Origin of the sequence: Methylobacterium sp. 275MFSha3.1 (assembly GCF_900108435.1) — a bacterium.
GTDB lineage: Bacteria > Pseudomonadota > Alphaproteobacteria > Rhizobiales > Beijerinckiaceae > Methylobacterium.
On record NZ_FNWP01000006.1, the window covers coordinates 111,154 to 124,824 of the forward strand.

Below are 13,671 nucleotides of genomic sequence, written 5' to 3' on the forward strand. Positions count from 1 at the left end.
CCGTCCGGCTCACCGCACACTCACTCTCGACGCGCCGCGGGTCCGGAGACGGATCGCGCGCGTCACTCGAAGGGCCCCACGGCCCATCCCCCCTCTACGTCCGATGTCGCGCGCCCCGGGGACGGGTCAGCGCCGGCGCGGCCGTGCATCCGAATCGGATCACGCCCCATGACCCAGCGCGTCGACGTCCTCGCCCTCCTCAAGGAGGCGCAGTCCAAGCCGCTCACCGATCCGATCCTGGCGCAGCTCGGGATCGACCTGCAGAAGTCGACTTTCGCGCAGGGCAGCTCGCCCACCTCCGGCCTGACCTTCTATGACCTCGAGCTCGGGGCGAAGTCGCTCTACCCCGTGCTCACGCCACTGCGGAACGCGATCCCGCGCGTCTCCGGCAAGGGCGGCATCCAGGCCGCGTGGCGGGCGATCACCGGCATCAACGTCTCCGGGATGCGCATCGGCGTCTCCGGCGGCAACCGCGGCGGCGTGCAGGTCGTCGCCACCGCCGACTACACCGCCAGCTACAAGGGCATCGGCATCGAGTCGAACGTCGAGTTCGAGGCGCAGTACGCCGCACAGGGATTCGACGACGTGCGCGCCCTCGCCGCCCGAACCGGCCTCCAGAGCCTGATGCTCGGCGAGGAGGCCATGCTGCTCGGCGGCAACACCTCGCTCGCGCTGGGCACCACGCCGACCCCGACCCTCTCCGGCGCGGCCACCGGCGGCGCGCTCGCCGCTCAGACCTGGTCGGTGATCGCCGTGGCGCTGGCACTCGACGGCGTCATCAACGGGACCGTCGCCGGCGGCATCCAGTCGACCATCGCCCGCACCAACGCGGACGGCTCGACCGACGTGTTCGGCGGCGGCGCGGCGGCCAGATCGGCCGCCGCCACGGTCGCGACCACCGGTGCCACCGGGGCGATCGCGGCCTCGGTCGACCCGGTGCCCGGCGCGCTCGGCTACGCGTGGTTCTGGGGCGCGGTCGGCGCCGAGGTGCTGGGCGCGATCACCACGATCAACTCGGTCCTGATCACCGCCGCGGCCGCGGGCAGCCAGACCGCCGCCTCGCTCGGGACCGTCGATCGCTCGACCTCGGCCCTGTCCTTCGACGGGCTCCTGACGCAGGCGCTCCGGCCCGGCTCCGGCGCCACCATCCTCACCCTGCCGCCGGGCAGCGCCGGTGTCGGCACGCCGCTCACCGCCGACGGCGCGGGCGGCATCGTCGAGGTCGACGCGGTGCTGAAGTCCATGTGGGACCTCTACCGGCTCTCGCCCGACACGATGTGGGTGAACAGCCAGGAGGCTCTCAGCATCTCCCGGAAGATCCTCACCGGCAATGCGAGCTCGGCCTACAAGTACGAGATCTCCGTCACCCGGGACCAGCTCGGCGGCGGCTTCATGGCCCGCACCTACCTGAACCGCTTCTCGATGGCGGGCGGCTCGACCCTCGACATCAAGGTCCACCCAAACCTGCCGGCGGGCACGATCCTGTTCACCACCGGCACCCTGCCGTACCCGATCAACAACGTCGGCAACGTCATGCAGGTGCGGGCGCGGCAGGACTACTACCAGATCGAGTGGCCGCTGCGCTCGCGGAAGTACGAGTACGGCGTCTACGCCGACGAGGTGCTGCAGCACTACTTCCCGCCGTCCCTGGCGGTGATCACCAACATCGCCAACGGCTGAGCGGACATGACCGCGCCGCTCGCCCGCATGTTCCCGCCCGGCGACGGGCGCCCGCACGTCACGGTCGCCAACGGCCGCCCCTACCGGGGCACGGCCGGCACCGTCCTCGACGTGCCGGTCTTCGACGCGCAGGTGCTTGAGGCCAATGGCTGGATTCGCGCCGGCGCGCACGCGCTATCCGGCCCGACCGCGGGACGGCCGAGCGCGCCGCTGGCCGACCAGCTCTTCTTCGACACCACGCTGTCGCTGCCCGTCGTCTGGGACGGGCTGGCCAAGGTCTGGCGCAACGTCTGGACCGGCGCCCCGGCTTGACGCCCGCCTCTCGCTTCAGGAACCCCGACATGATCAAGATGCGCGCCCCCGCGGGGCTGACCGGCTTCTCGCACCAGGGCCACGCGCTCGAGCCGGACGCGGACGGCGCGGTGCACGTCGATCCGCGCCATCGTTCCGATCTAGAGGCTCACGGCTTCTCAGCCTGGGATGCTCCCGTGACCGCGGCTGCGGTCTCGATGGCTCTCGGCCCGCTCGACACCGATCGGGCCCGGCTGGTGGCGCTGTTCACCGAGACGGTCGCGGCGATGCCCGACGAGGACGTGGCGCGCATGATTGCCGAGGCGGATCAGCGCCGGCGCCTGGAGCAGGAGGACGCCGAGCGGATCGATCCGGCCAAGGTCACCGCCGCGGACATCGACCTGATGAAGCGCCACGAACTGTTCGCTTTCCTGAGGAAGCGCGGCATCCGCGTCGTGCCGCCGGTCGACAACGACACGCTGCGCGCCAGGGCCCGGGACGCCCTGGCGCCCGCCGCCTGAACCATGATCTGGCCGAGTTCCCACGACCTCGTGCGGCTCGCCGATCTCGGCGTGAGCGAGGATCCCGACCGCTCGGTGCAGCGCCTGATCACGGCGGTGAGCCGCACGATCCTGACCGCGCTGAACCGCCCCGCGATCCTGCCGCGGCGATACACTGAGGTCCGGACCGGGGGAGCGGGTCGCATCCTCCTCGCCAACTGGCCGGTCACGGGGATCGAGGCGGTCACCGTCGGTTCGACGGCAGTCCCGGCGGCCGAGGACGCCGGATCGCGTGGCGGCTACACGCTTCAGCCCGCCGATGACGCCCCGCCTGGCCGGCCGCAGGTGCTCACCCTTCCGGGGCGTCCCGGCTGTGCGGCCGTCTCGGTGAGGTACACGGCCGGCTACCAGATCGCGGCCGGGCCCGTGCCGCTCCCGGGCAGCGCGCCGTGCACGGTGTATCCGGACCAGCCCTACGGCGCCTGGGCCTGCGATCTCGGCGTGGCCTTCGGCACCGGTGCGGCGCTCACCCAGGTCGATCGGGATCCCGCGCAGGGGCAGTACGCCGTCACTGACGCGGGCGGCTACCTGTTCTCGGCCGAGGACGTGGGCGAGGCAGTGGCGATCACCTACGGCTACGTCCCGGCCGATCTCGCCAACGCCGCCCTGGACTGGATCCGCGACCGCATGGCCTACGCCGAGCGGGTCGGCATGCAGTCCAAGTCGCTCGGCGGCCAGGAGACCGTCTCGTACCGGATCGCGGCCGTGCCGGACTTCGTCTCGGCCGCGCTGCAGCCCTACCGCGCGGTGGTGCCGCCGTGCTTACCGAGATCCAGGTCGCGGAGACCCGGGTGGTCGCCCGGTTCGACCGGATGCCCGACGCCGTCCGCGCCGAGATGGTGAAGGCGGTCCAGGTCGAGCGGCTGGTGCTGGAGGCGCTGATCAAGCGCAAGCTCTCCGGCGAGGTGCTCAACGTGGTCACCGGCCGCTTGCGCCGCTCGATTGTCTCGGATGTCGAGCAGGGCGACGACGCGGTGACCGGCACGGTGAGCCAGTCGGGCGACGTCAAATACGGCGCCCGCCACGAGTTCGGCTTCACCGGCGAGGAGACCGTCGCGGCCCATGTCCGCACGATCACGCAGGCCTTCGGACACGCCATCGCCCCGCGCGCGGTCGACGTGCGCAGCTTCACCCGCACCGCCAACACGCCGGAGCGCTCGTTCATGCGCTCCTCGCTGGCCGACCGGTCGGAGGCGAGCGTGGCGGCGCTGAAGGGTGCAGTGGCCCAGGGGATCTTGAGGTGACCGCCCCGCTCGGGCCCCGTAACGCGGCGGTCGTCGCGCTCCAGACCGTTGTGGCTGGCGCCTATCGCTGGAAGTCGGGTCCGACCCGGCGCCTGAAGCTGTTCGCCGACGTGCCGGCCACGCAACGCCCGGCCGTGTTCCTGCACGAGGGCGGCGACGAGAGCTATGCGTGGTCGTCCGGCGCAGTGCCGCGGCGGACGATCGAGGTGAAGATCTTCGTCTACATCGACGCCCGCGACCCGCGCGTGGTCGGCGCGGCGCAGCTCAACGACATCATGGACGCCCTCGACGCAGCTCTGGCGCCGTCCGGCGCCGACCTGGCGCTGGGCCGCACGACGCTCGCCGGCACCCCGTACATGGCCCGCATCACCGGCCGGCCTGTGAAGGTGCCGGGTGACCTCGACGGCGACGGCTTCCTGGTCGTGCCGGTCGCGATCGAGCTTCCCTGAAGGAGCCTTCCATGCCGACCGACGATGATGCGAGCGCCAACGCGGCGCCCGTGCCCGTGCGCGCCGACGCCCCGCCGATCCGCGGCGACACGCTGGCGGCGCGGATCGACAACCTGCACGCCGACATGCTCGGCGGCACCGCGCTCGGCCACCACACCGCGCTGTGGAACCTCGTCCACGCCTTCAAGGAGCGCGTGAAGGCACTGGTCGCCGAGCTCGAGCACGCCGCGCCCTGACCGCGCCGCCCCGACCCTCCTGAGAGGAGATCCGCATGTATTCCTTCGGCTCCGGGGTCCTGATCGGCACCCGCACCGATATCGCCAACGCGACCCCGGTGAACTTCGGCCTCGTCCAGGAGGTCACGATGGACGAGACCGCCACGATCAAGGAACTCTACGGCCAGCAGCAGCACCCGTTGGCCATCGCCCGCGGCACGATCAAGACCACCGGCAAGGCCAAGGTGGCCCGGATCTCCGGGCTGGCCATGGCCTCGCTGTTCTACGGCGTCACGCCGGTGCCGGGGCAGCTCATGACCGCCTTCGGCGAGTCCGGGACGATCCCGGCCGGGTCGCCCTACACGGTGACGGTCGCCAATGCGGCGACCGCGGCCGACGATCTGGGCGTGCTGAACGCGCTCACCGGGCTGCCCTTCACGAAGGTCGCCAGCGCGCCGGCCGCCGGCCAGTACAGCGCGGCCAGCGGCGTCTACACCTTCGCCGCCGCCGACCAGGGGAAGATGCTGCTGATCAACTACACCTACGCGCTGGCCGGCGCGGGCCAGCACTTCACCGTGACCAACCAGCTGCTCGGCACCACGCCGACCTTCCAGGCGCAGTTCTACACGACCTTCCAGGGCAACGCGGTCAACGTGCGCTTCAACAACTGCACGTCCTCGAAGCTCGGGTTCGGCACCAAGCTCGAGGACTTCGTCATGCCGGAGTTCGATTTCAGCGTGTTCGCGGACGCGGCCGGCAACGTCGCGACCTGGTCGTTCGGGGATGTCGGATGAGCGCCGATCCGCGGCCGCTTCCGGCCACCATCACCCTCGGCTCGAAGACCTGGACCGTCCGGCCGCTGACCCTGCGGCAGGTCGAGGCGCTGGAGCCGCTCGTGGCGCGCGGCTCGGGTGAGAGCCCGTTCACCTACGGCCTCGCCGTGGTCAGCGCGGCGCTCGCCCGCGACCACGAGCCGGACATCGCGACCTTGCGCGACCTTGAGGCCACGAGCGCCGATCTCGCCGAGGCGACGCGCGCCGTGCTGATCCTCGCGGGCTACCTTCCCAGTTCCCCCGCGGGTGCCGACCCGGGGGAAGCGCGGGCGGCGCAGGGCGCCGCCTCGACCTCGACGCCGTCTACGGACGGATCTGTACCGTCACCGGATGGTCACTCGACACCGTCGGCGAACTGACGCTCTGGGATGTGCGGCGGCTCTACCGCTACTGGTCGGCCCATCCCCCGGTCCACGAGCTGGTGGCGGCGTTCATGGGCCTAAAGGCTCAGGCCGAACTGTCGCCCCCCGCTGCAGCGGCTGTAGCCGAGGCTGACGACCCGAGCGGCATCGGCGCAATGATCCTGCGCTTCCCAAACGGGCAGGTGAAGGCGCAATAGAGCCAAAGGTCGACCAGCCCCGTGTTCCTGGTCCGGCTGCTTGCGACCCCATTCGGTCGGGAAAATGTGTCCACACTCTGTCCGAAAGCAGACGTGCTGGGGATATCGATCATGCGGCCAAGAGCACCGACATCAAAACATCTCATGTCCTGGATTGCGCGATTAAATACTTGCTAACGCTCCACGCGGTTAATTTCGCTGCCAATCAGCGCGGTGGCAAAATTAATATTCTAGATATTTGAGATGCATTATGAGCCTCCCTTTCCGAGGCGCTGCCTTGGAATTTCGGAGAGGAGAGCTCCTGTGGCATCAACATACATGTTCGGTGGGATCATAGTGCTCGGCGCGCTCATAGGCGCGGCAGATGGAGCAATAGCTGCTTGCAACGTTCAGTTGCATATAGCGAATACATGTCTGGGAAATTTCAAGTCTGCGACAGGTCGTGGCAGCGATCTTTTGAAGTCTACGGAGGAGCGCATCGGCGCCGATGTGAAGATCGGGGCTTGTTCATCCACTGACCGGGCCGAAATCGGCCGTGCCTCCTGGAACGCGGGAGAGAGAGCAATGCAGCTCTCTAAAGACGGACAGCTCAAATCGACCAGTGAGGCCCAAGAATTTTGCCTCAATTCAGCTCGAAAATTCTCCAAATAAAGCGTCATAAATAGATTACTGAAATATTACAGTATTTTGGCGGCGGATTTACAGATCGAACACCGATGTCGTATCCAAAAATTTTCCGACACATGCTACCATTAACGCGACACGACAGGACTGCTGATCTGCGAAATTTCGGCCTTATCTGACCGATCCTCGCATTTTCAGGAGCTCAGAGCGGGGCTATGCCAAGGTTCTAATTCCTCAGGCCGCCTTCGACAATCACGGCTTGCTGCGGGAGTCATCCAAGGTGACGTGCTGCTCCGGCGGCCAGATCGTATTCGAGACGGCGCCGCCGAGCGACCCCACAGGCCGCTCGACATCCTCGCCAATCTGGCAGAGTGCCCGCGCGAGGGCCTGGACGCAGCCACGCTTTTCACGGACCTCGGCTAGATTGATTTCGGCAGCGCCTCCATGACGCCAAACCGGAGGGCGCGCTAAACGGCCTCCGGGCTCCGGCCGAACATCCGCGACCAAACCCCGCCTGCGATCGCGGACTTGTCGAGATCGTGGATGTCCTGGCTGTAACGGCCCGTGTAGAGCTTGACGATCATGCGGTCGCGGCAAGCGTTATCGAGCTTGTAGCTGAACTTAACGCTGACAGGCTTGCCCGCTTCCGGATCCGAAACCTTCTCGACTCTGCAGCGCAAGTGCGGGAACGCGTCCATCTCGACCCACATGTACTCGCCGCTCCGCACGTCCGGGGGCTTGGCGAACTCCGCGATGCCTCCATCCAGCGAGAGACTGACGATGCGTGCCTCTCGGTACTTCTCACTCACACCGAGCACAAGTGCGCGCTCATTCGTGGAGAAGGACTCCACGAGAGGGCGGGTTTTCTCGAAGCAAATCAGCGAAGCGATCAACAGAACGACGATGTTGACGACCGCCCAGTAGGCCGAAACCACCGAGAACTCGCCGTCACCGATGCGCGTCCACTCGGGTACGATATTGACGATGAGACCCAGCGACGTGACCGCGATCCAGAACGCGATCGAGAAGAACGTGTAGGCGTCGAACTCGGACTCCTCATTGCCTGAGCCCTTGGGCGTCACCTTGAAGGGCACGCCGAACGGCTTGATCAGGCTGGAGAGCACGACGGGCAACATGCGGAAGGTCGCGAAGGTGCCGACCGCCGAGGAGATCAGGGGTAGGTAGCGCGTCGGCGTGAGCCAGCCCATCAGCAGAAAATAGCCGACCAGCACAGGAAGCTGGTAGCGGACGATATCCTCGGTGCCGGTGAAGTAGAGCGGAGCCGCGCCGGTCCACAGGTACACGGCGGGCACGATCAGGATGACGAAGCGGACGGTGTACTGAACCAACCAGGATAGGGGTATGAACATCACCCGCTGAAACAGGTTGAGGCCAGGACCGCGCAGCGGGCCGTTATGTAGGTAGATCGTCTGGATGCCGCCCCGGCACCAGCGCCCGCGCTGCACGAAGTAACCCTTCAGGTTCTCGGCCGCCAAGCCCATCGACAACCGCTCATTGAGGTACCGGGTCTTGTAGCCCTTGTTGAGCATTGCGAGCGTGGTGAGCAGATCCTCGGTGATCGAGTCGTGCGGGAAGCCGCCGATCGCGTCGATGGCGGTGCGTCGCGCGATGGAGCAGGAGCCGCAGCAGAAGCTCACGTCCCAGGCGTCGCGCGACGTGGCCATCTCATCGAAGAACAGCCGCTGCTCATCGGGCCAGACCTTCTCGAGATTGAGGTTCGACTGGACCGGATCCTTGTTGAAAAAATGCTGTGGCGTCTGAACGATGCCGATGGTGGGATCCCGGAAGAACGGCAGTGTGCGGCGCAGGAAGGTGCGGTACGGAACGAAGTCGGCATCGAAGATCGCGACGAACGCACCCGAAGAGACCTTCAGCCCATTGTTCATATTGCCAGCTTTGGCGTGGCTGTTGTCCGGGCGCGTGACGTGGATCGCGCCCTTTAACTCACAATATGCACGCAGCCAGTCGCGGCGTTTGTCGTCGAGGACATATACTTTCAGCTTGTCTCGAGGATATTCGAGGGCGAGAGCCCCGACGATGGTGCGTTCCAGAACATCCAGAGGCTCGTTGTAGGTCGGGATGAACACATCGACGGTGGGCAGGCTGTCAGGGGAGGCGGCGAAGAACTCACGCTCGAGACGGTCGGCCTCGGCGTGCCGATCCACGTAGCGGCTCATCGCCACGAGGAAGAGCAGGATGTCGGCGAAGGCGCCGATCTCGACGAGGAATACGAACCATGTCCAGAAGAAGCCGAAGCTTCCATCCGCCGGGTAAGGCAGCACGGTGTGGAAGAAGCGCCACCAGAGATAGCGCACGGCGACGAGCAGCACGAAGGCGCAGGTGACCGCGCGCGTCCAGGTGCGATCTCGAGGCCAGTTCAGGGCGAAGAGAAAGAAGAAGGCCGCAACGAAGAGTGTCGGGCCGAGGCTTACGAGATGCTGAACCACAGGCCCTTCACCCAATTCACGACCGGATCGAGCGCGGTTTGCAAGGACGATCCGGCACGTGCGAACCGAACCTGAACCGTGCGACCGACCTGACAGAAATTCGCGTAGTCGGTCTGCATATCGCTCGGGTCGAGCGCGACCCGGATGCGCGCGTTCTTGCCTCGGCTCTGCGGCGGGATGGCTGCCAGTACCACTTCTTCGACAGCGGCGGCCGACCCGCGTACAGACAAGACCCGGCCACTGATCACCTGAGACGTTCCGAGCAGCCGCACATCGGCGCCGTCACCCGGCTTGATTTCATCGTAGTTCACCTCGTCCACGAGGATGTCTACGAACAGGTCGCGGCAGTCGAGCAGGCGCATCAACTCGTTGCCAACCAGTACGTTCGAGCCCGCCACGACGTTGTTGCGCCAGATGACCCCCTTAAACGGAACTTGCACTGCGACAAAGGAGAGCCGGTCGTTGCGGGAGCGCTCCAAGGAAAGCTGGAGGCTCAATTGCTGGGTGCGCGCCTTCTCGATCCGGATCTGCGCCTCGACATTGGCGAGCTGGATCGTGACCTCGTCGGTACGCTGCTGCGAGTAGGGCACGTCGTTGCGGCCCTCGCCTACGAAGGTGCCGCGCTTGAGCGCATCCAACTGGCGCTGGAGCCGCTCCAACTCGGCTTTGGCGATGTTCTGCTCGCTGCCGGCCCCGACGGAGGCGGCGCGGGCTTGCTCGACCGAGCTGCCGGCCACCACGCCCGTCGCTCCCAGCGTCTGCTTCCGAGCGAGGTCCGCCTCGGCAGACGTCTTGTTCGCCTGCGCTGTCGCGATGCGCTGCTGACGGATGATGATCTCTTGCTGGATGCTCACTATGCTCGCCTGCTGGTACTCTTTGAGGCGACCGACGAGATCATTTTTCAGCGCGGATAGATCCTTCGCCTGCAGCTCGAGCGCCCGCAATTTTTCCTTGGATGCGGCCAGGTCAGCATCCAATTGCGCTTCAGCGGTCCGGGCGATGCGGCCGTTGTTAATGAAGAAAACCGAGGTATCCTCGGGCAGCGCCGTCCCGACTTTAGGTGGCGTATCGGAGACGACGCCCTCGATGGGCGCGGAGACGACGGCGAAGCGTGCGTTCACGGTGCCGTCGAGGCTGGTGTAGCCTGTGAAGCTTGGAAGGACCGCTAGGATGGCAGCGCTCAGAAGAAGCACGCCGACCAGCACGCGCATCCAGCGACTGTTCCAGGGCATTCGGTGCCTCAGTTTTGTATGATTGCTTGCAAATTCGATATCGTTTCCATCCGCAAAGTGCACAACTAGGCGACTTAGCCGACGGTTCCGCTTCGAAATGCATTCGGCAAGCTTTTTGTATCGCTTTTGATCGTCCGATTTGCTATAGTTAACGAATTGCTAATTTGGAGTTTTGCCTAAAGCGTCTAACATCTAAGCATTTGAAATGACTATCAGTACCTCGAAGCGAAATCGGAGGCGACGTCCGCTTCAAGGTATTCGCCCCTAATAGCGGCCCGGCAGAAATCCACCCTTAGCAGCCGCCCGCTCGGTCAACCCGATCGCGTTTGAGCCCGACCATGGCCGACGACATCCAGGTCCGCTTCGGCGGCGACGCCGGCGGAATCCGCGCCGCCGCCGATCAGGCCAAGGGCACCATCCAGGGCTTCGCCACGGCGGCCCGCGGCCACAACGCGACCGCGCGCCAGAGCTACGACGAGCTGAAGGCTGCCATCGACGCGGCCAACGCGGCGCTGCGGCAGATCCAGGCGAGCGCCGAGAACACCTCCGCGCTCGCCACGCAGGCCCGCGCCGTGGCGGCGCTGGTCGCCGCCTACGAAGGCCTGCGCGCGGCCGACGAGGCCGTGTCCAGTGCGACCGGACGGACCTACGCGGCGGTCGGAACCGCCATCGCGGCCACCGCGACCGCGGCCCGGTCCGGCGCCACCGCGCTCGTGGAATACGCCTTCAACGCGCTCTCGGCCTCGCGCGCCCTCGACGTCACGGCCCTGTCCACGCAGGGGCTCACTGGAGCGATCGAGCGGCAGCGCGGCGCCTTCCAGGAGTGGCGGCGCGGCTCGCAGATCTACGGCTCCGGCCTGCTCGAGGTCGAGGGCCGCACCATCGCCGCCGCCGGCAACATGGACCGGCTCCAGGCCGCCGCGCAGGCGCGCGGCTTCGAGAACGCCACCCGCATGCTCCAGGCCTTCACCTTGGAGCTGACCAAGGTCCCGGGCATGACCGACCAGAGCGCGGCCTCCATCGAGGCCATGCTCGCCTCGGTTCCGAGCTACACCGGCTCGGCCAACGCCTCGATCGTCTCGCTGATCGCCATGATGGCCTCCTCCGAGGACGAGGCGAAGCAGATGGCCTCCGCGCTGACCGGGGCGCTGCGCGACCCCGCCGCAGCCGGCGGGCCGTATCTCGCCGCGCTCGGCGGCGTCTCGCGCGAGCTGCGCGCGCAGTTCGACCTCGCCCGCCAGAACGGCAACGCCAACCAGATGCAGGCGGCCATCCTGTCGGCCCTGGTCGAGCGCGCCCGCGCCTACGGCAACGAGATGACCCGGTCGCTTCAGGAGCAGCTCAAGAGCTATTCGGCCCTGGGCCCGCTGGCCGGCCTGTTCGCCTCGCGCCTGCGCGGGCAAGTGGACGAGGCGAACCGGGTCACCGAGGCGCTGGAGAAGCAGTTGGAGGTGATCGAGCGCCGCAACGCCACCCTGGCGCGGACGCCGCTCGACACCAATCAGCTCACCGACGCCACCGCGAACCTTTTGGGCAACACCGCGCAGGCCGGGATCGATCAGGCGTCCGGCCGGATCGACCTGCTGCGCCAGCGCCTCCAGGGCGCGACCGGCGACGCCGCAGCGCTGATCCGGAAGTTCGAGGGGTTCAGCGGCGCGGCTTACCGCGACAACGACGGTCGCTTCCGGGTCGGCTTCGGCTCGGACACGACCACCGGTGCCGACGGTCGCGTCAGCCCGGTCACCGCCGATACCGTCACGACGCGCGAGGATGCCGAGCGCGATCTCGCCCGCCGCCTCGTGGCGTTCCAGACCGAGGCCGCCGCGCAGGTGGGCGCGGCCTGGCAGGGCCTGTCCGACCGGGCGAAGGCCTCGCTCACCTCCGTGGCCTACAATTACGGCTCGCTGCCGCGGGACGTGGCGGCGGCGGCGCGCGGTGGCGACGAGGGCGCGCTGGCCGCCGCGATCCGCGGGCGCTCGGGCGACAACGGCGGGATCAACGCCGGGCGGCGCAATCAGGAGGCCGACAACATCACGGGCGGCGCGACCGCCGAGGCTTTGCGCGCGCAGCTCGACCTGCGCCAGCAGCTCGCGGACCGGCAGGCCGGCGGCAACGCGCTCGACCGCGAGGCGCTGGCCACCGCCCAGGCCAACGCGGCGGGACGGCGCGACGAGGTCGCCGCCCAGGAGCGGGCGAACGACGCCCTGCGCCGGCAGCTCGACGCGACCACCGACCTCTCGGCGCGCACGGCGCTCCAGACCCGGCTCGCGCAGGGCGAGGCGGCGCTGGCCGAGAAGCGTGTCGCGCTCACCCGATCCGAGGCCAGCCTCCAGACCGCCGAGATGGAGACCGGCTCGCGCGAGCGGCTGCGCATCCTCAACGACGCCCTGACCGTCGAGCAGGGGCTGCACGCCCGCGGCACGGCGGCGTGGAACCAGCTCGAGGCCCAGAAGATCGCCAACACCCGGGCGGTGGAGCAGGCCGAGGCGCAAGAGCGCGCCACTGCCGAGGACACGGCCTACCAGAACGCCAAGCGCGTTCTGGAGGACCGCATGCGCGACCTCCGCCAGGAGGCGCAGGAGCGCGGCCTCAATTTCGCGGAGCGCCAGGCCGAGACCGGCGCGGTGCTGGGGCAGATCGAGGACCTGGAGCGCGAGCACCAGCGCAAGCTCGCCGAGATCTGGGGCCAGGGCACGAGCCAGTACCGGCAGGCGATGGCGCAGCTCGACCGGCTCGCGTCCGAGTCCGCTTCCCGCCGCGCCCAGGCCGAGCGCGAGATGCAGAAGGCCGAGTACCAGGACACCAAGCGCACCTACGAGCAGATCGGCTCGACGCTCAGCGGCAACGTCTTCAGCGTGATCCAGGGGCAGACCACGATCGCCCAGGCCGCGCGCAGCACGGCGCTGTCGATCGTCCAGAGCTACGTCCAGGCACGGGTGAAGCTGATCGCCGACTGGCTCGCCGGGGTCTCGGCCCATCAGGCCGGCGAGGTCGCCAAGACGGCGGCCACCACCGCGGGCGTGGCCGCCCGGACCGGCGCCGAGGAGACGGGCGCGGCGTCCGCCTTCGCCACGCAGGCGGGCGCGATGGTGAAGTCGATCATGGCCTCGGCCTCCGAGACCTTCGCGGGCATCTTCGGCTTCCTGTCGCCGGTGCTCGGCCCCGCCGCGGTCGGCCCGGCCGCCGCCGGCGAGGCGACGGTGGCGGCCGCCGCCGCGGCGATCCCGTCCTTCGCGGTCGGCGCGTGGTCGCTGCCCAACGACATGGTCGCGCAGGTGCACAAGGGCGAGATGATCGTGCCGGCCGGTCCCGCCGGCGCCCTGCGCGCCGCGATGGGGGGCAGCCCGGCCCCGAGCCTCGCGCTCAACCACACCACCCAGATCAACGTCTCGGCCGTGGACGGCGCCTCGGTGGCGGATTTCTTCCAGAACCATTCGCGCCCGCTCATGCGCGCCATCAACCAGGCGGTCCGACAGGGCGCGCATCTCGGCCTGTCGCGGCTCGGGCCTGGCTGAA

At 67.9% G+C, this 13,671-nt stretch carries 12 protein-coding genes; 10 read left to right on the forward strand and 2 right to left on the reverse strand.

Going from position 1 to position 13,671, the window contains the following annotated elements; translation table 11 throughout:
* Nucleotides 1-168 precede the first annotated feature (168 nt).
* From BLW78_RS08515 to BLW78_RS08555, 9 genes are read left to right on the forward strand one after another with little or no spacing between them, the layout of a single operon-like run.
* Nucleotides 169-1,680, forward strand: a complete 1,512-nt coding sequence (locus tag BLW78_RS08515; protein WP_091678488.1) for a hypothetical protein — start codon at nt 169-171, stop codon at nt 1,678-1,680.
* Nucleotides 1,681-1,686: 6 nt separating this feature from the next.
* The gene (locus BLW78_RS08520; protein WP_091678490.1) at nt 1,687-1,992 is read left to right on the forward strand and encodes a hypothetical protein; all 306 of its coding nucleotides are present in this window, start codon (nt 1,687-1,689) and stop codon (nt 1,990-1,992) included.
* Nucleotides 1,993-2,021: 29 nt separating this feature from the next.
* Nucleotides 2,022-2,492, forward strand: coding sequence for a hypothetical protein (locus BLW78_RS08525; RefSeq protein WP_091678493.1), 471 nt, complete (start codon nt 2,022-2,024; stop codon nt 2,490-2,492).
* A gap of 3 nt (nt 2,493-2,495) precedes the next feature.
* Entirely contained in the window at nt 2,496-3,374 is an 879-nt protein-coding gene (locus BLW78_RS08530; RefSeq protein ID WP_091678496.1) for a hypothetical protein, read from the forward strand.
* A complete protein-coding gene (locus BLW78_RS08535) occupies nt 3,323-3,775 on the forward strand; it encodes a phage virion morphogenesis protein (RefSeq protein WP_091678499.1) in 453 nt (150 codons plus the stop codon). The genes BLW78_RS08530 and BLW78_RS08535 overlap by 52 nt, the downstream gene beginning before the upstream one ends.
* Nucleotides 3,772-4,224, forward strand: coding sequence for a hypothetical protein (locus tag BLW78_RS08540; protein WP_091678502.1), 453 nt, complete (start codon nt 3,772-3,774; stop codon nt 4,222-4,224). The genes BLW78_RS08535 and BLW78_RS08540 overlap by 4 nt, the downstream gene beginning before the upstream one ends.
* An 11-nt stretch (nt 4,225-4,235) precedes the next feature.
* Nucleotides 4,236-4,460 carry a hypothetical protein gene (locus BLW78_RS08545; protein ID WP_091678505.1) on the forward strand — a complete coding sequence of 75 codons (225 nt, stop codon included), beginning with the start codon at nt 4,236-4,238 and terminating at the stop codon, nt 4,458-4,460.
* 35 nt (nt 4,461-4,495) lie between these two features.
* The gene (locus BLW78_RS08550) at nt 4,496-5,233 is read left to right on the forward strand and encodes a hypothetical protein (RefSeq protein ID WP_091678508.1); all 738 of its coding nucleotides are present in this window, start codon (nt 4,496-4,498) and stop codon (nt 5,231-5,233) included.
* Nucleotides 5,230-5,631, forward strand: coding sequence for a hypothetical protein (locus tag BLW78_RS08555; protein WP_091678511.1), 402 nt, complete (start codon nt 5,230-5,232; stop codon nt 5,629-5,631). The genes BLW78_RS08550 and BLW78_RS08555 overlap by 4 nt, the downstream gene beginning before the upstream one ends.
* 1,291 nt (nt 5,632-6,922) lie before the next feature.
* Here BLW78_RS08555 and BLW78_RS08565 read toward each other — a convergent pair.
* Nucleotides 6,923-8,923, reverse strand: a complete 2,001-nt coding sequence (locus BLW78_RS08565; protein ID WP_091678516.1) for a glycosyltransferase family 2 protein — start codon at nt 8,921-8,923, stop codon at nt 6,923-6,925.
* On the reverse strand, nt 8,905-10,155 hold the full coding sequence (locus BLW78_RS08570; RefSeq protein WP_091678518.1) for an HlyD family secretion protein: 1,251 nt from the start codon (nt 10,153-10,155) through the stop codon (nt 8,905-8,907). Before BLW78_RS08570 ends, BLW78_RS08565 begins: the two co-directional genes overlap by 19 nt.
* A 338-nt stretch (nt 10,156-10,493) precedes the next feature.
* Between BLW78_RS08570 and BLW78_RS08575 the strand changes: the two genes are divergently transcribed.
* Nucleotides 10,494-13,670, forward strand: coding sequence for a glycoside hydrolase family protein (locus tag BLW78_RS08575; protein ID WP_091678521.1), 3,177 nt, complete (start codon nt 10,494-10,496; stop codon nt 13,668-13,670).
* Nucleotide 13,671 lies beyond the last annotated feature (1 nt).